Here is an 18,525-nt window from a genome sequence, read left to right on the forward strand (position 1 = left end):
AGAGGGTCCGGCCACGGAACGGTGTCCGGTGCGTGAACGGCGGCCGCCGGGCTCACCGGAGGGACCGGGCCAGCGCCACCGCGCCCTCGACCGGCGGCACCCGCAGGGGCTGCGGCCGGGCCTGGGGCAGGGCTTCGGCGAGCGCGCGGGTGAACGCCCCGTACAGCGCGGGCTGGGCGAGCACCGTGCCGCCCGCCACCACCACGTCGTCCACCGCGACCCCGCGGGCGGCGAGCCGGACGACGAGCGCGGCGAGCGCCCGGCCGCCGTCGGCGATCACACCCCGGGCAAGTGGCGAGCCGGCCTCGGCGGCCGCGAACACGACGGGGGAGTGCCGGCCCCACTCGGCGGACACGTCCGTGGCCGCCTCCAGCGCCGCGCCGAGCGCGGGCACCTCGGCCACACCGAACGCCTCGACCAGTCCGGCCGCCAGTGCGTCGGGCTCCTCACCGCGGTCGTGCGCCGCCCAGACGGCCCGCGCGGCCTCGCGGACGAGTCCGGCGGCGCCGCCCTCGTCGCCGAGCACCGCGCCCCAGCCGCCGACCTGGACCGGGTCGCCGCCGGGCAGCCGCCCCACCGCGACCGAACCGGTACCGGCCACCAGGCCGACGCCCTTGTCCAGCCCGGCGGCGGGGACGAGCAGCTCGGCGTCGCCCACGACCAGCGCGGGCACCCCCAGCCGCTCCTGGAGAGCGGCGCGGATGCCCGCGCACTGGCGTGGCGTCTCACAGGCGTGACCGCCCACGGCGACGGCCGACGGGCGGGTGCCCGCCGGCAGGGCGTCGTGGATCAGCGCGGCCAGCCAGTCGGCGGCGGCCCCAAAGTCGTGCGGCCGCCAGCCCGTACTGCTGCGGACACGGTCGGTGACGGTTCCGCCGCCCGCGAGGGCGCGCAGTTGTGTCTTGGTGCCGCCCACGTCGATGCCGACCACGGAGGGCGTGGAGTCCTGCACGGGTCCTCTTTCGTCGGTGCGCGGTCACGTCGAACGGCAGGCGAACCGTGCGTCGGACCACGGCAGTTGAAGAGGTAGGGAAGCCCCGGGACGGGCTTCTGCGGGCCACGGCAGGCGAGTACCGTGAAGTTCGTTAGGAAGTTAACTAACGAAGTAGGGTGCGTCAAGAGGCACGGAATTCCCGGTGCCGCGCCACCCTTGCGGCCGCCCTGCTCGGCCGCAGCACGACCTGGGGAGACCATGCACCTGAGTGAGAGTGCCCGTGTGGTGTTCGACGTACTGGCCGGGGCGGGCACGGCGACCCGGCCCCAGCTGGCGGCCGGTGCGGGCCTTTCCAAACCGACCGTCTCCACCGCCGTGGCCGAACTGGAAGCCGTCGAGCTCGCCGCCCACTCCGGGCGGGCCTCCGGCTCCACCGGCCGCAGCGCCGCCGTGTACCGGCTGGGCCCGGCCGCCGGCGCCGTGCTCGCGGTCGACCTGGGGCCCGCCAAGACGCGGGTGCGCGCCTGCGCCCTGGACGGCACCCTGCTCGCCGAGGGCACCGGCTCCCGGCCCGAGGCCGCCGGCACCGTCCGCAAGGTCCTCGACGCGCTGCCCGCCGGAGCCCCGCTGCGGGCCGTCGTCGTCGCCGTCGGAGACGTCACCACCCGTGACCGGGAGGGCGCCGGGGAACGCCCCGCGACCGCCAAGGCCGGCCCCGTCTTCGACGCCATGGCCGTCGCCCTGCCCGAGGGCGTCCCCGTCCACCTGGAGAACAACGTCAACTGCGCCGCCCTCGCCGAACTGCACGAGGGCGCCGCCGTCGGCCGCGAGACCTTCGGCTACCTGCGCATCGGCGTGGGTATCGGTCTCGCCGTCGTCATCGGCGGCCGGGTGCTGCGCGGCGCGAACGGCGCCGCCGGTGAGGTGGCCCGGCTGCCCTACCCCTGGGACGACGACCGCGCCCCGCGCCACGAGGGCCTGGAGCAGCGCATGGGCGCGCGCACCCTGCTGCGCAGGGCGGCCGAGGCCTGGCGGGACGGCGACGGGCCCCGCCCGCGCACCGCGGAGCGGCTGCTCGCCCTCTCCGGGCAGGGGCATGCCACGGCCCGGGCCGTGGTCGACGCGCACGCCGCCGACGTGGGCCGGCTCGCCGCCGCCGTCGCCGCCGTACTGGACCCGGGGCTGATCGTGCTGGGCGGCGGTACCGGAGCGGATCCGCAGCTCCTGCCGGGCGTGCGCGCCGAGCTGGCCCGGCTGAGCTGGCCCACCGAGGTGGTCAGCAGCGTCGTGGGGGACACCGGGACGGTGGCGGGCGCCAGCAGGCTGGCCGTGGCCCATGGAATTCAAACCGTGACCGGAGCTGTGCGGGCGAAGCATTGACGGGTGCGCCATCGGTCTGCCAATGTCCGGACAAGCGCTTTCTGAGTCGGTCGGGACACCGACTCCGGGTGAGCCTCCCGCTCGTACGCGAAGTACGGCAGCCGCACGAGGGCGTGCTTGTGCGACGTCGGCCGTCATGGCCGGGGACCCCACCCGTCAGGGCGACGCGGCCGGGCGAGGCCGTGCCCCCGGAAAGCGAAATCTCCCGCAAAATGCACCTGTGCCGCCTCGGCTGGCGCCGTGCTTCTTCCGCTACGACGAAAAGGGACTGAAGATGACCAGTCTGGGTGTACGGCGCTCCCGCCGGCTCGGCCACGGCGGCATACGCCGCGTTGTTCCCCTCGCTGCCGTCGCCACGGCAGGTGCCCTCCTGCTCTCCGCCTGCGGCGGCTCGGACTCCGGCTCGGGCGGGACGTCCAAGTCGCTGACGTTCTGGATCTCCACGGTTCCGGGGCAGGACGCGGGCTGGAAGAAGATGGTGGCGGATTACAAGAAGGAAACCGGCGTCAAGGTCAACCTCGTCAACATCCCCTACGACGGCTACGACGCGAAGCTGCGCAACGCCGCGCAGGCGAACTCCCTGCCCGACGTGGCGGCGGTGCCGAAGCTGGACCCGATTTGGGCGAACAAGCTGATCGACCTCGGCCCCATCGCCAACAACAAGAGCAACAAGATCAACAAGAACTTCATCGCCAAGGACTCGTCCGGGAAGGTGCTGTCCATCCCCTCGGACATCACCGCGTCCGGCCTGTTCATCAACAAGTCGCTCTTCGAGAAGGCCGGCGTCTCCTTCCCGACCTCGCCCCAGAAGACCTGGACCTGGACGGAATTCGTCAAGGCGGCGGACAAGGTCCGGGAGAAGACCGGCGCCAAGTACTCCCTCACCTTCGACCAGTCGCCGTCCCGGCTCCGCGCCATGGTGTACGAGCTCGGCGGGAAGTACGTCCACGCGGACTCCTCCGGCAAGTTCTCGGTGGACGCCGCGACCCGGAAGGCCGTGAAGCGCTTCGTCGCGATGAACGACGACAAGACCATGCCGAAGTCGGTGTGGACCAGCGGCGCCGACCCGTCCGCCATGTTCCAGAGCGGTGACGTGGTCGCCTACTGGTCCGGTGTGTGGCAGGTGCCCGCCTTCGCGGAGAGCATCAAGAAGTTCGAGTGGGCGAGCGTCCCCACCCCGGCCGAGCCGGTGCAGGCCAGTGACGTCAACAGCGGCGGCATGATGGTCGGCTTCAACAACAACGGAGCCGCGGCCACCGCCACGGAGAAGTTCATGTCCTGGCTGTACGAGCCGGCCCACTACCAGGCGCTGTGCGAGGCGTCCGGGTTCCTGCCCGTCGAGAGCGGTCTGACCCCGAAGTACCCCTTCAAGTCCGAGGCGGCGCAGGCGGCGTTCAAGTTGTACAACGAGTCGATCCCGCTGTACGCCCCGATCTCCGGCTACTTCAACACCGCGCAGACGAACTGGGTGCTGAAGGGCAAGAGCCTCACCGAGGACCCGACCAAGACGGAGCTCGGCAAGGCGATCAACGGCCAGCAGTCGGCCGACAAGGCGCTGGACAACATCGTGGCCGGCTACAACCAGCAGGTCGGCGGCTGAGCGCAGGCCGACAGGCCCGGGCGGCGGCGTCTCGACACCGCCGCCCGGCCCCGGGGCCACGCGATGCCGGGCTCACGCCCCTGAGCCCACAGGAACCCATTCCACCAGCACGGAGTCAGGAAGATGACCAAACGCGCCCCGGACGTGTCCGCGAGCCCGCCCAGGAGACGCAGTAAGTACACCCTTGCGCCGCTCGTCCTCATCGCGGCCAACGTCGTGCTCTTCGCGCTGTTCTTCCTCTGGCCGGCGGTGATCGGGCTCGTCTACTCCTTCACGAACTACACGGGCGTGGGGGCGTTCCAGTTCATCGGACTGGACAACTACCAGCGCCTGTTCGGGGACTCCACCTTCTTCGACGCACTGACCCGGACGCTGCTGTACACCGTGCTCTTCGTCCCGCTGAACTTCGTGTTCTCGCTGCTCATCGCCAACGTGCTGGTGAGCAGGCACGCCAAGGGCGTGTCGGTGGCCCGCGTCTTCTTCTTCATCCCGTGGCTGCTGTCGCCCATCGTCGTGGGTGTCCTGTGGCGGTGGCTGTTCGGCGAGAACTTCGGACTGGTCAACTACCTCATCGAGAAGTTCGGCGGAAGTGCCGTCCCGTGGCAGTCGGACGCGGACCTGTCGCTGCTGGTCGTGGTGGTCGCGGCGTCCTGGGCCTGGACGGGCTTCTCGATGCTGCTGTTCATCGCGGCGATCAAGAACGTACCGGTGTCGTACTACGAGGCGGCATCGCTCGACGGCGCCGGTCCGTGGCGCCAGTTCATGAGCATCACCCTGCCGAGCATCGCGCCCACGTCCTTCATCGTGATCCTGCTCAACACGATCCACGCGATGAAGGAGTATCCGCTGTTCGCCTCCCTCAACAACGGCGGACCCGGGACGTCGAACAACCTGCTTGTCCAGTACATCTACCAGACCGGCTTCAAATCGGGCCAGATCGGCTACGCGAGCGCCGCGTCGTTCGTGCTCATGCTCATCCTGATGGCCGTCGCGATCATCCAGCTGGTCGTCAACCGGCGGGTGGAGAACCGATGACAACCACAGACATGCCACGCAAGGTCGACGCCGGGCCCGGACGGGCAGTTCCCAGGAAGCGGGGGCGCGGCGCGGCGACCGGCGGGCTCCGGCGCGCGGTGCCCGCGACGACACTGCTGTGGGTCCTGGCAGCCGTCTACGGGTTCCCGGTGCTGTGGTTCGTCCTCAGCTCCTTCAAGCCGGCGGGAGACCTGTTCTCCTCGCTGGCGCTCTTCCCGGACGACCCCACCCTGTCGGGCTACAAGGCGGCGTGGGACGGCGCCAACTTCTCCCAGTACTTCATCAACACGACCATCGTGTGTGTGATCTCGACGATCCTCACGGTGGGAGTCAGCTGCTGCACCGGCTACGCGCTGGCCAAGTACGACAACCGGTGGCTGAAGGTCTTCTTCGTCGGCATCCTGGCCACCACGATGCTGCCGTCCGAGGTCATGCTCGCCCCGCAGTTCCTGGTGGTCCGCGACCTCGGCCTCTACAACTCGCTCGCCGGCATCATCCTCCCGGCCGTGCTCACCGCGACCGGGTGCTTCATGTTCCGCCAGTTCTTCCTGACGGTCCCCGACGAGCTCATCGAGGCCGCCCGCATCGACGGGGCGCGTGAACTGTCGATCTTCCTGCGGATCATGGTGCCGGTCTCCCGGCCCATCATGCTGACGCTCGCCATCCTGTCGTTCCAGTGGCGCTGGAACGACTACATCTGGCCGCTGCTGATGCTCAACGACCCCAGCAAGTTCACCGTGCAGATCGGCATCCAGAGCCTCGTCGGCGCGCAGAACATCAACTGGTCGGTGGTGCTCGGCGGATCGGTCATCTCCATGATCCCCTTGATTGTTGTCTTCCTGGTGTTCCAGCGTTACGTCATGAACGCCGACATCAACGCCGGACTGAAGGACTGACCCACCCGTGCATCTCCCCCACCAGCGCGGCCCGTTGCACGACCTCGCGGACACCCCGGAGGCGTACGACGCCGTCCTCGCGGACGTCACCGAGCAGGCCCTCGCCCGCATGACGCCCGAGGGCAGCCTCGAACACCCCGACTGCGTCGACGACATCGGCGACACCTCCCTCGGCGTCACCTCCCTGCTCGCCCTCGCCTGGCAGCGCACCAAGGACCCGCGGCTGCCGGAGGCGGTGCGCCGCAGTCTCGCCTTCCACCTGAGGGAGCGGGTCTACACCGAGGACAACCCGGGCTACCCCAACCTGCGGGTGCGCGACTCCGGGCTGCCGTACGCCCGGTACACCCTGGCGGCCGGCGCCCACCCCATCGGCGACTGGCCGAGCACGGTGTGGGCCCTGCTCCAGGCGGTGAACCTGCTGGACCTGGCCGACGGCCTGATCGACGACGGACAGCGCGCGGAACTGCTGGAGGTGGCCCACGGCTACTGGCGCTGGCTGACCGAGGCCACCTTCTTCAACCCGCAGGAGGCCGGCAACCAGGCCATCGGCTGCGTCGTCGGCGGCCTGATGCTGGCCCGGCACCTGCCGCCCGCGCAGGGCGACGCGGTACGGCGCGAGGCCCTGCGGCTCTACCAGGACGAGATCCGCGCCCACCGCGTCGCCGACCGCGGAGCCCTGCTGCCGCCCGAGCACGGCGGCGCCTACGACAACAACTACGGCCCGATCTCCCTGTCCTTCCTCGCCCAGGCCCACCGGGTCAGCGGCGAGGAGGTCTTCGCCGAGGACGGCGACGCGCTCGCCCGCTACATCGACGCCCGCCTCACGGGCGGCGGCTTCGACAACGGCGGCCCGCGCTACAGCGAGCAGCACTCCGCCTTCGAGTCGGTGCTGGGCCTGCGCTACTTCGGCGCCCGCATCGGCTCCGACCTCGGCCGCTACCGGGGCGACAGCCGCTGGGCGCGGCACGCGTGCAAGGCGGACGGCGGCGTCGACGGTCACTTCGCGTGGATGCTGGTCTGGCAGATCCAGGACACCACGCGCTGGCACCGCACGCCCTCGACGGCTCCCGTCCGCCACCAACTGCGCGCGGGCTCGGTGTCGGTGGCCTTCGACACCCACATGACCCCGTCGCTGATCGAGGCGGCCGGCACCTACTACCTCCCGGCCGCGGTCAACCGCCAGCACGGCTTCGGCCCGGTCGCCGACGGCTTCCTGCTGTGCCGCCCGATGGGCGAGGTCCGCGTCCGGGACGTGACCGCCGACGGCCTGACGGCGAAGCTGGTCACCAAGCCGGTCGTCGGCCGCGACCACGTCCTGCGCCACGTGCGGTCCCTGTACGTCACCGACGGCACCACGCTCTGGACGACGGTCGCGGTGGAACGCCTCCCGGGCACGCCGTACCTGCTCGCCGGTCTGCCGTACGCCACCGACGACGGCGACCGGGTCCGTAGGACCGCCGAGCCGCGGGTCACGGCGGCGGGGGCCCTCCGCCTGACCCACCCGGCCTCCGGCGACCCGCACCACTTCGACGCCCGCGCGTCCGTCACCCAGGAGCAGGCGGCCTTCGCCCTGGCCGCCGACCCGCGCGGCTACGGCAACCCCGACGAGGGCTGGCGCCACCTGGTCGCCTCGACCGCCCTGGAGGCCGAACCGGCCCCCGGCGCGCCCGAGGACCTGCACGTGTTCGCGGTCCGCTACGGCCCGGGCGACGACGCGTTCACACCGGCGTTCGTGCGCGAAGGGGCAGCCCTCCGGGTGCGCACCGAGGCCTTCACGGCGGTGATCGGCGACCCGGCGGGCGACGCGCACGCGGAACCGGAACTGACGCTCTCCACCTGAGGGCGGCTCACCCGCGGCGCTGCGGCGGATGGGGCGGCCACGGCCCGAGCCCGGGCAGCCCCTCCGCCGCCACGGGCGACGCGGCGGGGGTGCGTCCGGCCAGCCAGGCGGCCAGGTCGCGCACCCGCCCGGTGACCACCGGGCCGGACCCGTCGCCGGCGGACCATTCCCGGGGCACGTCCCCGGCGCGGACGCGCGTGCCGGCCGGCAGCCGGCACAGCAGGAAGTCGATGGCGTGGCAGGCCAGTTCCACGGGCCAGTCCGCCGGCCGGACGCCCAGGTCCAGGTCGACCATGTGGATCCACGCCTCACGCCAGCGGGCGTGGACCGTCGCGGAGAGGTCCGCGTCGCGGAAGGTCACCGGGCGGCCCCAGTCGGCGTCGTCGAGACGCCCCCAGACCGCCTCCAGTTCGGCCGTGCGCGCGGCGAGCGCGGCCCGGTGCTCGGCGGCGCTGCGGCCCGCGCCCGCCTCGATGATCGCGTTGCGCTCCTCGACCCCGCCGTCGTAGGCGGGCACGAGTTCTCCGCGCAGGGCGTGTTCCGCGAGCCGGGCGAACATGCGCGCGTTGTCGGTGAGATGGGCCAGGACGTGCCCGCGCGACCAGGACGGAAGGGCGGACGCGGCGCGGACCTGCTCGTCGTCGAGCGGGGCGACGAGACGTGCCAGCGCCCGGTGGGCTTCGATCACTTCGGCCACGGGAGGTCGCATGAGCCGCCTTGCTAGACGTCGCTCGCGGGTGCCTGGGCCGCGAGCTCCTCGAGAGGTCCCCCGCTGAGCCGGCAGACCTTCCACTCGTCCAGGAGTTCCGCGCCGAGCGACTTGTAGAAGCCGATCGCCGGCTCGTTCCAGTCGAGCACCCACCATTCGAACCGGTCGTAGCCGTGGCGTCGGCAGAGCGCGGCGAGGGACGCGAGCAGCGCCCTGCCGTGTCCGCCACCGCGCGCCCCGGGCCGTACGTACAGGTCCTCCAGATGCATGCCCCGCGTCCCCGTCCAGGTCGAGAAGCGCGGGAACCACAGGGCGTACCCCGCGGCCTCGCCCGTCTCGTCGTCCTCGGCGATCAGCGCGAAGGCGGCCGGATGCGCGCCGAACAGCGCCTCGCGCAGCTGCTCCTCGGTGGCCCGGGCCTGCTCCACGGCCCGTTCGTACGCGGCGAGTTCACGGATCATCGTCCGGATCTCGGGGATGTCGTTCACGGTGGCGGACCTGATCATGCGGTCGATCATGCCTCATCGCCGCGGGGCGGGGAAACGGTCCGGCAGCGCCTGCCCCGGCACCACCAGGTCCGCGCGCTCCCGGGTCGCCGCGACCAGCTCGGCGTTGCGCTCGTCCGAGCGCAGCACCCACTCCACCGCCTCCCGGTGGGACTTGCCGAACTGCTCGTGCCGGGCGACCAGCCGGCGGACCCGCTCGCCCTCCGGGAGTTCGCAGAACCACACCTCGTCGAGGCGGGAACGGACCCGGGCCCAGGCCCCGGTCTCCAGCAGCAGGTAGTTGCCCTCCGTGACGACCAGCCGGACCGTCGGCGGCACCGGGATCGCCCCCGCGATCGGCTGCTCCAGGACGCGCTCGAAGCCGGGCGCGTAGACCGTGTCGTCGTCCGCCTGGGCGCGCAGCCGGCCGAGCAGCGCCGCGTACCCGGCCGCGTCGAACGTGTCGGGCGCGCCCTTGCGGTCCAGGCGGCCGAGCCGCTCCAGTTCGGCGTCGGCGAGGTGGAAGCCGTCCATCGGGACGTGCGCCACCCAGGGTTCGCCGGTTCCGTTCAGCTCCCGCACCAGATGCTCGGCGAGCGTCGACTTGCCCGCGCCGGGGCTGCCGGCGATGCCGAGGATCGCGCGCCGGCCGTCCCGCGGGAGGGCCCGGGCGCGCCGGACGAGGTCGTCGAAGGTGAGCGGCACACAGCCGAGTGTGTCACCCTGCGCCCAGGACCGTCCGGCACGGGGGAGAAAGGAGCCGCACCGTGTCCGACGACGAAACACGGATCCGCGCACTGATCACCCACTGGGCCGAGTCCGTCCACCGGGGCGACCTCGACGGCGTCCTCGCCGACCACGCCGAGGACCTCGTCATGTACGACGTCCCGCCGCCCCACGAGGGCATCCACGGACTGGCCGCCTACCGCGCCGCGTGGCCGCCGTTCTTCGAGTGGCAGGCCCAGGGCGCGAGCTTCGAGATCGACACCCTCGACGTCACCGCCGGCGCCGACACCGCCTACGCCCACGCGCTGCTGCGCTGCGGCACCCCCGAGGAACTGGCCGAACGCCCCACGCTGCGCCTGCGCCTGACGTTCGGCCTGCGCAAGGAGCACGGCCGCTGGCTGGTGGCGCACGAGCACCACTCCTTCCCGCACGACTGAGCCGTCCCGTCGCGGTGAGTGTGGCGTGCGCCACTCACTGGACGGGCCCGGTCTGGGAACCGGACCTGTATGACGCAGCTCGGCCTACCCGACGACATCCACGCCTGCCTCTTCGACCTCGACGGCGTCGTCACCCGGACGGCCGTCGTGCACGCGGCCGCCTGGAAGGAGATGTTCGACGCCTTCCTGCGCGACCGGGACGGCGAGGGCTTCCGGCCGTTCGACGCGGCCGACTACGACGAGTACGTCGACGGCCGGCCGCGCGCCGACGGCGTACGCACCTTCCTCGCCTCCCGCGGCGTCGACCTGCCCGACGGCGACCCGGACGACCCACCCGGCGCCGGGACGGTGCACGGCCTCGGCAACCGCAAGAACGAGCTGGTCCTGGAGAAGATCCGCACCGACGGCGTCGAGGCCTACGAGGGCACCCTGCGCTACCTGGAGGTGGTCCGCGCCCAGGGGCTGAGCACCGCGATCGTCTCCTCCAGCGCCAACTGCCGCGACGTGCTGCGCTCGATCGGCGCCGAGCACTTCTTCGACGTGCGGATCGACGGCGTGGTGGCCGCCCAGCGCGAGCTGCCCGGCAAACCGCACCCCGACACCTTCCTGGCCGCCGCCGAGGACCTCGGCGTCGAACCGGCCCGGTGCGCCGTCTTCGAGGACGCCCTCGCCGGCATGGACGCGGGCCGCGCGGGCCGGTTCGGCTACGTCGTCGGAGTCGACCGCGTCGGGCAGAGCGACGCCCTGTACGCGCACGGCGCCGACATCGTGGTGAAGGACCTCGCCGACCTGGGGGAGACCAAGTGATCGCACAGCGGGCGTACGACGTCGAACCCTGGACCGTGCGCGAGACGGAACTCGACCTGGACGTCCTGGCCCAGAGCGAGTCCGTGTTCGCCCTGTCCAACGGCCACGTCGGCTGGCGCGGCAACCTCGACGAGGGCGAACCCCACGGCCTGCCCGGCTCCTACCTCAACGGCGTCCACGAACTGCACCCGCTGCCCTACGCCGAGGCCGGCTACGGCTACCCCGAGTCCGGCCAGACGTCGATCAACGTCACCAACGGCAAGGTGCTGCGCCTGCTCGTCGACGACGAGCCGTTCGACCTGCGCTACGGGCGGCTCGTCACCCACGAGCGCACCCTCGACCTGCGCCGGGGCGTGCTGGAGCGGGTCTGCGAGTGGACCTCCCCGGCCGGCTCGACCGTCCGGGTGCGCTCCACCCGGCTGGTCTCCCTCACCCAGCGGGCCATCGCCGCCGTGGCCTACGAGGTGGAGCCCGTCGACAGCCGAACCCGGGTCGTCGTCCAGTCGGAGCTGGTCGCCAACGAGAGCCTGCCCGAGCCGGACGGCGACCCGCGCGCGGCCAGGGCGCTGAAGTCGCCGCTGGAGCCGGAGGAGGACCTCGCCTCGGGCAGCAGGCTGCGCCTGGTCCACCGCACCCGCCGCAGCGGCCTCAGGGTCGCGGTCGCCGCCGACCACACCGTGACCGGCCCCGAACGGACCACCACGAGCAGCGAGAGCAACGTCGACGTGGCCCGGCTGACCATCACCTCCGTCCTGGAGCCGGGGGAGCGGCTGCGGGTGGAGAAACTGGTCGCCCACGGCTGGTCCGGCGCCCGCTCCCGGCCCGCGATGAGCGACCAGGTCGAGGCCGCGCTGGCGGCGGCCGCGCACAGCGGCTGGTGGGGGCTCCTGAAGGACCAGCGGGCCTACCTCGACGGCTTCTGGGCGCGCGCCGACGTCGAGATCGACGGCGACGAGGAGATCCAGCAGGCCGTCCGCTTCGCCCTCTTCCACGTCCTGCAGGCCGGGGCCCGCGCCGAGCAGCGCGCCATCCCCGCCAAGGGACTCACCGGCTCCGGCTACGACGGCCACGCCTTCTGGGACACCGAGGCGTTCGTGCTGCCGCTGCTGACCTACACCGCGCCGGACGCCGCCGCCGAGGCGCTGCGCTGGCGCCTCGACACCCTGCCCGCCGCCCGGGAACGCGCGGCCCAGCTCGGCCTGCGCGGCGCCGCGTTCCCCTGGCGCACCATCGAGGGCTCGGAAGGCTCCGCGTACTGGCCGGCCGGCACGGCCGCCTTCCACGTGGGCGCCGACATCGCGGACGCCGTGGTGCGGTACGTGGCGGTGACCGGCGACGAGGACTTCGAGCGCGAGGTCGGGGTGGAGCTGCTGGTGGAGACCGCCCGCCTGTGGCGCTCCCTCGGCCACCACGACGACCGGGGCGTCTTCCACATCGACGGCGTCACCGGCCCCGACGAGTACAGCGCGATCGCCGACGACAACACGTACACCAACCTCATGGCCCGGGCGAACCTGCTGGCCGCCGCCGACGCCTGCAAACGTTACCCCGAGGAGGCGGCACGGCTCGGCGCCGACGAGGAGGAGCGCGCCGCCTGGCGGGACGCCGCCGAGGCCGTGCACGTCCCCTACAACGACGAACTTGGCGTGCACGAACAGCACGCCGGCTTCACCCGCTACCAGCGCTGGGACTTCGAACACACGAGCCCGGACCAGTACCCGCTGATGCTCCACTTCCCCTACTTCGACCTGTACCGCAAGCAGGTGATCAAGCAGGCGGACCTGGTGCTGGCGATGTACACCTGTGGCAGCTTCTTCGAGGAGGCCTTCGACAACCACGCCGAGGAGCAGATCGCCCGCAACTTCGCCTACTACGAGCCGCTGACCGTACGGGACTCCTCCCTGTCCGCCTGCGTCCAGGCCGTCATGGCCGCCCGGGCCGGACACCTCGACCTGGCCTGCGCCTACACGGCCGAGGCCGCGCTGATGGACCTGGGCGACCTGGAGCACAACACCCGCGACGGACTGCACATCGCCTCGCTGGCCGGCACCTGGATGGCGCTGGTCGCCGGGTTCGGCGGCATGCGGTGCACCGACGGCACCCTGCGGTTCGCCCCGCGCCTGCCCGAGCGGTACAGCCGGCTGGCCTTCACCGTTGGGTTCCTCGGCCGGTGCCTGCGCGTGGAGCTGACCGCCGGTCAGGCCACGTACACCCTGCGCTCCGGACCTCCCCTGACCATCCGTCACCACGGCACGGAGCTGACGGTGGGCCAGGACGCCCCCGTCACCCGGCCCGTCCCCCCGCCGGTCCCGCGCCCGGCCCCGAACCAGCCCCCGCACCGGGCCCCGAACACCCGCTGACCACCCAGTTCAGGTCACGCACTTGGCCGTATTCCACCCTGCACCGCCCCACCCCGCGGGTTAGCTTGGCCGTGTTTTACGATCATCCGGCTTTCAGCCCGACGGGTGGGAGGTCGCAGCGGCCCTACGGCGCGTAGGGAAAGGGGTGGACGATGACCGACGGCGCGAACGCCATTCTCGTTCGTATGCGAAGACGCGAGCAGACCGGCGCGACGGGGACGGTCCGCAAGCGGCGCGGCGACCGGCCGCTCGCCGTCCTGGCCGGCGTCTTCACCCTCGCCCAACTCGTCCTCGTCCGGCCCGTGCTGGGCCTCGGCTGGGACGAGATCGTCTACGTCAGCCAGGTCACCTCCCACCACCCGGCGGCCTTCTTCAGCGCCCCGCGCTCCCGCGGCGTCTCCCTGCTCGTCGCGCCCATCGCCTCCTGGTCGTCCTCCACGCCGCTGCTGCGCGTCTACCTCGCCCTGCTCTCCGGCCTCGCCCTCTACCTGGCCCTGCGCTGCTGGCGGGGCCTGTTCCCGACCCGCGTCCTGGTCGCCGGCGGCGCCCTCTTCGCCTCCCTGTGGGTGACTCTCTTCTACGGTCCGCAGGCCATGCCCAACTACTGGGTCGCGATCGGCGCCCTGATCAGCGTGGGCTGCTTCCTGCGGGCCGGGGCGGAACGTTCCGCCCCGGCGGCCCTGTGGGGCGTCGCCGCGGGCGCCGCGCTCATGGCGTTGATGCGGCCCACCGACGCCGTCTACGTGACGGTGCCGCTGCTCGCCCTCGCGCTGCTCCGCCGCCACTGGCGCCTGCTCCTGGTGCTCGGGGCGGGCCTCGCGGCGGGCGCCGTCCCGTGGGTGATCGAGGCGTACCTGGGCCACGGCGGCCTGGGGCAGCGGCTGTCGGAGGCCTCGCGCATCCAGGGCGGACTCGGCTGGCAGATCGCCGTCGACGACCAGCTGCGCAGCCTGGGCGGCCGGGCCCTGTGCCGGCCGTGCACCGGGCCGATGCCCCATCCCGTGGTCACCGTCTGGTGGTTCTTCCTGCCCGTGCTGGCCGGCCTCGGCCTGGTCGTCGCGGCCCGGGCCCGGCGCCTGGAGCGGACCCTGCTCCCGCTGGCCTGCGCCGCCACGGCCGCCCTGCCCTACCTGTTCATGATCGGCTACGCCGCGCCACGCTTCCTCCAGCCGGCCTACGCGCTGCTCCTGATCCCGGTCGCCGACGCCCTGTGGCACCTGGTCAGGACCCCCGGCGGGAAGTGGCGCCCGGTGGTCGCCGCGCTGGTCGCCCTCGGCCTGGCCGGGCACCTGGCGGTGCAGACCGCCGTCCTGGAACGCACCGTGTCCCGCAACACCGACAGCCGCCGCGACTGGGACCGCACCGCCGGGGAACTGCACCGCCTCGGCGTCCGCCCGCCCTGCCTGCTCGTCGGGCACGAGGCCATCCCGATCGGCTACTACACCGGCTGCTCCTCGGGCGCGACCGCCGGCCACAACGAGAACACCACCCCCGGGGCCATCCTGCGCACCGCCGAGCGCCTCCCGGTCGCCCATATCGCACCGGTCGGCGGCACACCGCCCCGCTACGCCCGCAGCTGGCCCGTCCACCGGATCTCGGACCTGGACGTCCGCGTCGCACCGCCGCCTCCCAGGGCAGGGTGACCGCGTCCGCGTTTCCCGCCCGTCCCGTTCAGGTAGGAGGACGCTTGACGGTCACGAACGAGGGGGGACGGACATGGCGTCGGACGAGCACGCGGGGCGGCTGGGGGAGGAGTTCTTCACTCCGGGCTCCTCGTCCTTCACGGAGTTCCTGGCGGCCCACCGCCCGGAGCTGCTGAGCACCCGCCGCGTCCTCCCGGACGGCGTCCGCGCCCAGGGCGCCCCGCACGGCACGACCGTGCTGGCCCTGACCTACGGCGACGGCGTGCTGATCGCGGGGGACCGGCGGGCGACGATGGGCAACCTGATCGCGCAGCGGGACCTGGAGAAGGTGCACCCCGCCGACGACCACACCGCGGTCGCCTTCGCCGGCTCCGTCGGGCTCGCGCTGGACCTGGTGAAGCTCTATCAGGTCGAGCTGAACCACTTCGAGAAGATCGAGGGCATCCCGATGACCCTCACCGCGAAGGCCACCCGGCTCGCCACCATGATCCGGAACAACCTGGGCCAGGCCATGCAGGGCCTTGCCGTCGTCCCGCTGCTCGCCGGCTACGATCCCGCGGCCCCCGAGGGCGGGCGGGGCCGCATCTTCGGCTTCGACGTCGCCGGCGGACGCTACGAGAAGCACGGCTTCCACGCCGAGGGCTCCGGCTCGCCGTACGCCCGAGGCGCGCTGAAGAAGCTGTTCCGCCCCGCCATGTCCCGGCGCGAGGCGACCCTGACGGCCCTTCAGGCGCTCTACGACGCGGCCGACGACGACTCCGCGACCGGCGGCCCCGACCTCACGCGCCGCATCTACCCCGTCGTGTCCGTCATCACCGGGGACGGCTTCGAGCGACTGTCCGAGGCGGAGACCGAGGAGCTCAGCCGGGAGATGGCCGAGCAGCGCCGCGGCCGGCCGGACGGACCGAACGCCGGGGTGTGACCGGCCGCGGGGCCGGGGCGGGCGGACGGCTCCGCGGAGTTTTCGGTTCCATGGACAAGACCTGTCACGGGCTTTACTGCACATCACTTGCAGGTGCCGGAGGATGGCACGAGGCTGTTCACCGCAGCCGTCCGCCCGACAGAAAGACCCTCCCCCCGATGACGGCCGCCCCTGAGTCCACTCCGCCCCTCCCCGCCCCGGCCCCCGCCCAGCGCACGGCCCGGCACCGCGTCCGCACCTCCATGACGCGGCGGGAGTGGACCAGGGTCGGGGGGATGGCCGCGTTCATCGTGGCCCTGCACGTGATCGGCTGGTTCGTCCTGGTCGCGATCGTCGCCCCCGAGCACCACGCCATCGGCACGCAGACCTTCGGCGTCGGCATCGGCGTGACCGCGTACACGCTCGGCATGCGGCACGCCTTCGACGCGGACCACATCGCCGCCATCGACAACACCACCCGCAAGCTGATGGGCGAGGGGCAGCGGCCGCTGTCGGTCGGCTTCTGGTTCTCCCTCGGCCACTCCAGCGTCGTCTTCGCCCTGGCCTTCCTGCTCACCCTCGGCGTGAAGACCCTGGCCGGGCCGGTCCGCGACGACGGCTCCGCGCTGCACGACGTCACCGGCCTGATCGGCACGACCGTCTCCGGGACGTTCCTCTACCTCATCGCGGCCGTCAACCTCGTCATCCTCGCGGGCATCTGGAAGGTGTTCCGCGCGATGCGCTCGGGCCGCTACGACGAGGCCGCCCTGGAGGAACAGTTGAACAGCCGCGGCTTGATGAACCGCCTCCTGGGCCGCGTCATGAAGTCGGTGTCCAAGCCCTGGCACATGTACCCGCTGGGCCTGCTGTTCGGCCTCGGCTTCGACACCGCCACCGAGATCGCCCTGCTCGTCCTGGCCGGCTCCGGCGCCGCGTCCGGCCTGCCCTGGTACGCGATCCTGTGTCTGCCCGTGCTGTTCGCCGCCGGGATGTGCCTCCTGGACACCATCGACGGCTCCTTCATGAACTTCGCCTACGGCTGGGCGTTCTCCAAGCCGGTGCGCAAGGTCTACTACAACCTCACCATCACCGGCCTGTCCGTCGCCGTGGCCCTCCTCATCGGCACGGTCGAACTCCTCGGCCTCCTCGCCGACAGGTTCGGCCTGCACGGTCCCTTCTGGGACTGGATCTCCGGCCTCGACCTCAACGTCCTCGGCTACGTCGTCGTCGCCCTGTTCTTCGCGACCTGGGCGGTGGCGCTGCTGGTGTGGAAGGTCGCACGCATCGAGGAGAAGTGGTCGGACGGCCTGAGGAACCCCAGCACGTGACGAAGGCCGCAGTCGTCGAGTCCGGGGCGTCCGTCGAGGTTAGGGCCCGCGTAACGGGAAACGCGGAACGGACACGTGAGACGAACGAGTCGACGCAGCGCGACAGGGAGGCAGAAGTGATGGGCACGGAACCGATGCGCCCCGAACCGATGGCGGACGACGCGTACCAGCCCACCGGGACCAACGAGGAGCAGGAGGACGCCGCGCCGCTGGACCTCCAGGACGCCGTCGACGAACGGACCTACGACGACACCCTCGACGAGGGCTACTCCCCGCCGGAGAAGCCCCTGGGCGTCACCAAGCGCGGTACCACCGCCGCCGAGCAGCACGAGGGCGAGACCCTCGACGAACGGCTCTCCCAGGAGGTCCCCGACGTGTCCGCGGAACCGGCCGGGGACGGCGTGGGCGACACGCCCGACGGCGACGGCGAACCGGTGGACCCCGAGGCGGGCACCGCCCGCGCCGGCCGCCTGGTCGCCCCGGACGAGGGCGCCCACCCCGACACCACGAAGGAGACCGTCGCGTCCGACGTGGGCATCGACGGCGGAGCGGCCGGCGCGGAGGAGGCGGCGGTCCACGTCGTGGAGGACGACAGCGTCCTGCCCGACGACAACGCGTAGGGCCCCCGCCCGCCCCGGCCCTGTGCCCCCACCAGGCCCGGGGCACCGCCCCACGCCGGGGCGGTGCCCCGGGCCTTCGACCGGCTACGGCAGCAGCTTCTCCATCGCCGCGGGTCCCTCCGCCGCCAGCTTGCGCCTGGCCCACTCCAGATTGCGGGGGGTGAGGTCCTTGCCCGAGGCGAGGACGAGGTCCTCCGGCGACACGTCGGTGCCGGTGCGGGCGTGGAGCAGGCGGTCCGGGGTGGCGCGGTCCTCGGGCGGCCGGGACTGGGGCTGTGACGTCGACATGTTCTCTGCTCCTAGGGTCCGGATCGCTGGTGCGGCCCCGGTGCTGAAAAACGGGTCCGCTATCACCATTCCCCGCGCGAGCCCGGCGTGCATCCGGAGAGCGCGGACCGGCCCCCTGGACGCCCGGACACCCCGTTCGGACGCCCACCGATGTCGCGTTGCCGAACTCCGGGTGACGGTGGAGTCACGTGTCCCTGCGACTGACAGGAGCTTTTCCATGCGTACACGTGTGACCGCCGCGGCCGGCCTGGCCTGCGCCGCCCTGCTGGCCTTCGGCGGTACGGCGAGCGCCGACGACGGCCCCGTCGGCATCGCCACCCACAGCCCCGGCGTTCTCTCCGGCAACGTCATCCAGATCCCGATCGACGTCAACGCCAACGTCTGCGGCAACTCGATCAACGTGGTCGGGCTGCTCAACCCGGCGTTCGGCAACGAGTGCGAGATCAAGGACTGACGCACCGGTCGTACGGCTTGCCGGCGGCGGCCCGCGGGCCCCCCCCGGGCGCCGCCGCCCCGGCCGGGGCCCCCCCCCGGGC

At 72.4% G+C, this 18,525-nt stretch carries 18 protein-coding genes; 13 read left to right on the forward strand and 5 right to left on the reverse strand.

Features of this window, described 5'->3' with window-relative positions; all coding sequences use genetic code 11:
• Positions 1 to 52: 52 nt before the first annotated feature.
• Positions 53 to 952: a BadF/BadG/BcrA/BcrD ATPase family protein gene (locus ABZ386_RS21005; protein ID WP_356505297.1), complete on the reverse strand. Its 900-nt coding sequence runs from the start codon at positions 950 to 952 to the stop codon at positions 53 to 55.
• Between the two features lie 240 nt (positions 953 to 1,192).
• Here ABZ386_RS21005 and ABZ386_RS21010 point away from each other — a divergent pair, with 240 nt between their 5' ends.
• The 5 genes from ABZ386_RS21010 to ABZ386_RS21030 all read left to right on the forward strand — a co-directional run bounded on the left by ABZ386_RS21010 (position 1,193) and on the right by ABZ386_RS21030 (position 7,685).
• Positions 1,193 to 2,314: an ROK family protein gene (locus ABZ386_RS21010; RefSeq protein ID WP_356505299.1), complete on the forward strand. Its 1,122-nt coding sequence runs from the start codon at positions 1,193 to 1,195 to the stop codon at positions 2,312 to 2,314.
• A 274-nt stretch (positions 2,315 to 2,588) separates the two neighbouring features.
• On the forward strand, positions 2,589 to 3,914 hold the full coding sequence (locus ABZ386_RS21015; RefSeq protein ID WP_358965504.1) for an extracellular solute-binding protein: 1,326 nt from the start codon (positions 2,589 to 2,591) through the stop codon (positions 3,912 to 3,914).
• Positions 3,915 to 4,037: 123 nt separating this feature from the next.
• On the forward strand, positions 4,038 to 4,949 hold the full coding sequence (locus tag ABZ386_RS21020) for a sugar ABC transporter permease (protein WP_351335458.1): 912 nt from the start codon (positions 4,038 to 4,040) through the stop codon (positions 4,947 to 4,949).
• The gene (locus ABZ386_RS21025) at positions 4,946 to 5,845 is read left to right on the forward strand and encodes a carbohydrate ABC transporter permease (RefSeq protein ID WP_351335455.1); all 900 of its coding nucleotides are present in this window, start codon (positions 4,946 to 4,948) and stop codon (positions 5,843 to 5,845) included. Before ABZ386_RS21020 ends, ABZ386_RS21025 begins: the two co-directional genes overlap by 4 nt.
• A 7-nt stretch (positions 5,846 to 5,852) precedes the next feature.
• The gene (locus ABZ386_RS21030) at positions 5,853 to 7,685 is read left to right on the forward strand and encodes a hypothetical protein (protein WP_358965505.1); all 1,833 of its coding nucleotides are present in this window, start codon (positions 5,853 to 5,855) and stop codon (positions 7,683 to 7,685) included.
• A 7-nt stretch (positions 7,686 to 7,692) separates the two neighbouring features.
• On the opposite strand, the gene ABZ386_RS21035 is transcribed toward ABZ386_RS21030, so the two are convergent.
• The 3 genes from ABZ386_RS21035 to ABZ386_RS21045 are packed head-to-tail and all read right to left on the reverse strand — an operon-like array spanning position 7,693 to position 9,584.
• Entirely contained in the window at positions 7,693 to 8,394 is a 702-nt protein-coding gene (locus ABZ386_RS21035; protein WP_356505303.1) for a maleylpyruvate isomerase family mycothiol-dependent enzyme, read from the reverse strand.
• 11 nt (positions 8,395 to 8,405) lie between these two features.
• Positions 8,406 to 8,900 carry a GNAT family N-acetyltransferase gene (locus tag ABZ386_RS21040; protein ID WP_351335449.1) on the reverse strand — a complete coding sequence of 165 codons (495 nt, stop codon included), beginning with the start codon at positions 8,898 to 8,900 and terminating at the stop codon, positions 8,406 to 8,408.
• Positions 8,901 to 8,915: 15 nt separating this feature from the next.
• Positions 8,916 to 9,584, reverse strand: a complete 669-nt coding sequence (locus tag ABZ386_RS21045) for a nucleoside/nucleotide kinase family protein (RefSeq protein ID WP_355726714.1) — start codon at positions 9,582 to 9,584, stop codon at positions 8,916 to 8,918.
• Between the two features lie 62 nt (positions 9,585 to 9,646).
• Between ABZ386_RS21045 and ABZ386_RS21050 the strand changes: the two genes are divergently transcribed.
• The 7 genes from ABZ386_RS21050 to ABZ386_RS21080 all read left to right on the forward strand — a co-directional run bounded on the left by ABZ386_RS21050 (position 9,647) and on the right by ABZ386_RS21080 (position 17,701).
• Positions 9,647 to 10,042, forward strand: a complete 396-nt coding sequence (locus ABZ386_RS21050; protein WP_355726716.1) for an SgcJ/EcaC family oxidoreductase — start codon at positions 9,647 to 9,649, stop codon at positions 10,040 to 10,042.
• 69 nt (positions 10,043 to 10,111) lie between these two features.
• Complete coding sequence (locus ABZ386_RS21055; RefSeq protein ID WP_355726718.1) at positions 10,112 to 10,849, forward strand: beta-phosphoglucomutase family hydrolase; 738 nt, start codon at positions 10,112 to 10,114, stop codon at positions 10,847 to 10,849.
• The gene (locus ABZ386_RS21060) at positions 10,846 to 13,209 is read left to right on the forward strand and encodes a glycosyl hydrolase family 65 protein (protein ID WP_358965508.1); all 2,364 of its coding nucleotides are present in this window, start codon (positions 10,846 to 10,848) and stop codon (positions 13,207 to 13,209) included. Before ABZ386_RS21055 ends, ABZ386_RS21060 begins: the two co-directional genes overlap by 4 nt.
• A gap of 152 nt (positions 13,210 to 13,361) precedes the next feature.
• The gene (locus ABZ386_RS21065; protein WP_358965509.1) at positions 13,362 to 14,852 is read left to right on the forward strand and encodes a hypothetical protein; all 1,491 of its coding nucleotides are present in this window, start codon (positions 13,362 to 13,364) and stop codon (positions 14,850 to 14,852) included.
• A gap of 73 nt (positions 14,853 to 14,925) precedes the next feature.
• Positions 14,926 to 15,774 carry a proteasome subunit beta gene (gene prcB, locus ABZ386_RS21070; protein ID WP_351335431.1) on the forward strand — a complete coding sequence of 283 codons (849 nt, stop codon included), beginning with the start codon at positions 14,926 to 14,928 and terminating at the stop codon, positions 15,772 to 15,774.
• A gap of 158 nt (positions 15,775 to 15,932) precedes the next feature.
• Positions 15,933 to 17,081, forward strand: coding sequence for a HoxN/HupN/NixA family nickel/cobalt transporter (locus ABZ386_RS21075; RefSeq protein WP_355727126.1), 1,149 nt, complete (start codon positions 15,933 to 15,935; stop codon positions 17,079 to 17,081).
• 134 nt (positions 17,082 to 17,215) lie between these two features.
• Positions 17,216 to 17,701: a DUF5709 domain-containing protein gene (locus tag ABZ386_RS21080; protein ID WP_351336181.1), complete on the forward strand. Its 486-nt coding sequence runs from the start codon at positions 17,216 to 17,218 to the stop codon at positions 17,699 to 17,701.
• An 84-nt stretch (positions 17,702 to 17,785) separates the two neighbouring features.
• Here the strand turns inward: ABZ386_RS21080 and ABZ386_RS21085 are convergent, their stop codons facing one another.
• Positions 17,786 to 17,989: a hypothetical protein gene (locus ABZ386_RS21085; RefSeq protein ID WP_114257102.1), complete on the reverse strand. Its 204-nt coding sequence runs from the start codon at positions 17,987 to 17,989 to the stop codon at positions 17,786 to 17,788.
• Positions 17,990 to 18,206: 217 nt separating this feature from the next.
• Between ABZ386_RS21085 and ABZ386_RS21090 the strand changes: the two genes are divergently transcribed.
• Complete coding sequence (locus ABZ386_RS21090; RefSeq protein ID WP_114257103.1) at positions 18,207 to 18,443, forward strand: chaplin; 237 nt, start codon at positions 18,207 to 18,209, stop codon at positions 18,441 to 18,443.
• The last annotated feature ends 82 nt before the right edge of the window (positions 18,444 to 18,525 follow it).

It is taken from the genome of Streptomyces sp. NPDC006140, from assembly GCF_040628815.1.
Classification (GTDB): Bacteria; Actinomycetota; Actinomycetes; order Streptomycetales; family Streptomycetaceae; genus Streptomyces.

What these genes read in the sequence shown, in the direction of transcription:
- ABZ386_RS21080 (WP_351336181.1), top strand. Translation starts at nt 17,216, where the DNA reads ATGCGCCCCGAACCGATGGCGGACGACGCGTACCAGCCCACCGGGACC.
- ABZ386_RS21065 (WP_358965509.1), top strand. Translation starts at nt 13,362, where the DNA reads ATGACCGACGGCGCGAACGCCATTCTCGTTCGTATGCGAAGACGCGAG.
- ABZ386_RS21055 (WP_355726718.1), top strand. Translation starts at nt 10,112, where the DNA reads ATGACGCAGCTCGGCCTACCCGACGACATCCACGCCTGCCTCTTCGAC.
- ABZ386_RS21090 (WP_114257103.1), top strand. Translation starts at nt 18,207, where the DNA reads ATGCGTACACGTGTGACCGCCGCGGCCGGCCTGGCCTGCGCCGCCCTG.
- ABZ386_RS21075 (WP_355727126.1), top strand. Translation starts at nt 15,933, where the DNA reads ATGACGGCCGCCCCTGAGTCCACTCCGCCCCTCCCCGCCCCGGCCCCC.
- ABZ386_RS21015 (WP_358965504.1), top strand. Translation starts at nt 2,589, where the DNA reads ATGACCAGTCTGGGTGTACGGCGCTCCCGCCGGCTCGGCCACGGCGGC.
- ABZ386_RS21040 (WP_351335449.1), bottom strand. Translation starts at nt 8,900, where the DNA reads ATGATCAGGTCCGCCACCGTGAACGACATCCCCGAGATCCGGACGATG.
- ABZ386_RS21020 (WP_351335458.1), top strand. Translation starts at nt 4,038, where the DNA reads ATGACCAAACGCGCCCCGGACGTGTCCGCGAGCCCGCCCAGGAGACGC.
- ABZ386_RS21085 (WP_114257102.1), bottom strand. Translation starts at nt 17,989, where the DNA reads ATGTCGACGTCACAGCCCCAGTCCCGGCCGCCCGAGGACCGCGCCACC.
- prcB (WP_351335431.1), top strand. Translation starts at nt 14,926, where the DNA reads ATGGCGTCGGACGAGCACGCGGGGCGGCTGGGGGAGGAGTTCTTCACT.
- ABZ386_RS21010 (WP_356505299.1), top strand. Translation starts at nt 1,193, where the DNA reads ATGCACCTGAGTGAGAGTGCCCGTGTGGTGTTCGACGTACTGGCCGGG.
- ABZ386_RS21025 (WP_351335455.1), top strand. Translation starts at nt 4,946, where the DNA reads ATGACAACCACAGACATGCCACGCAAGGTCGACGCCGGGCCCGGACGG.
- ABZ386_RS21035 (WP_356505303.1), bottom strand. Translation starts at nt 8,394, where the DNA reads ATGCGACCTCCCGTGGCCGAAGTGATCGAAGCCCACCGGGCGCTGGCA.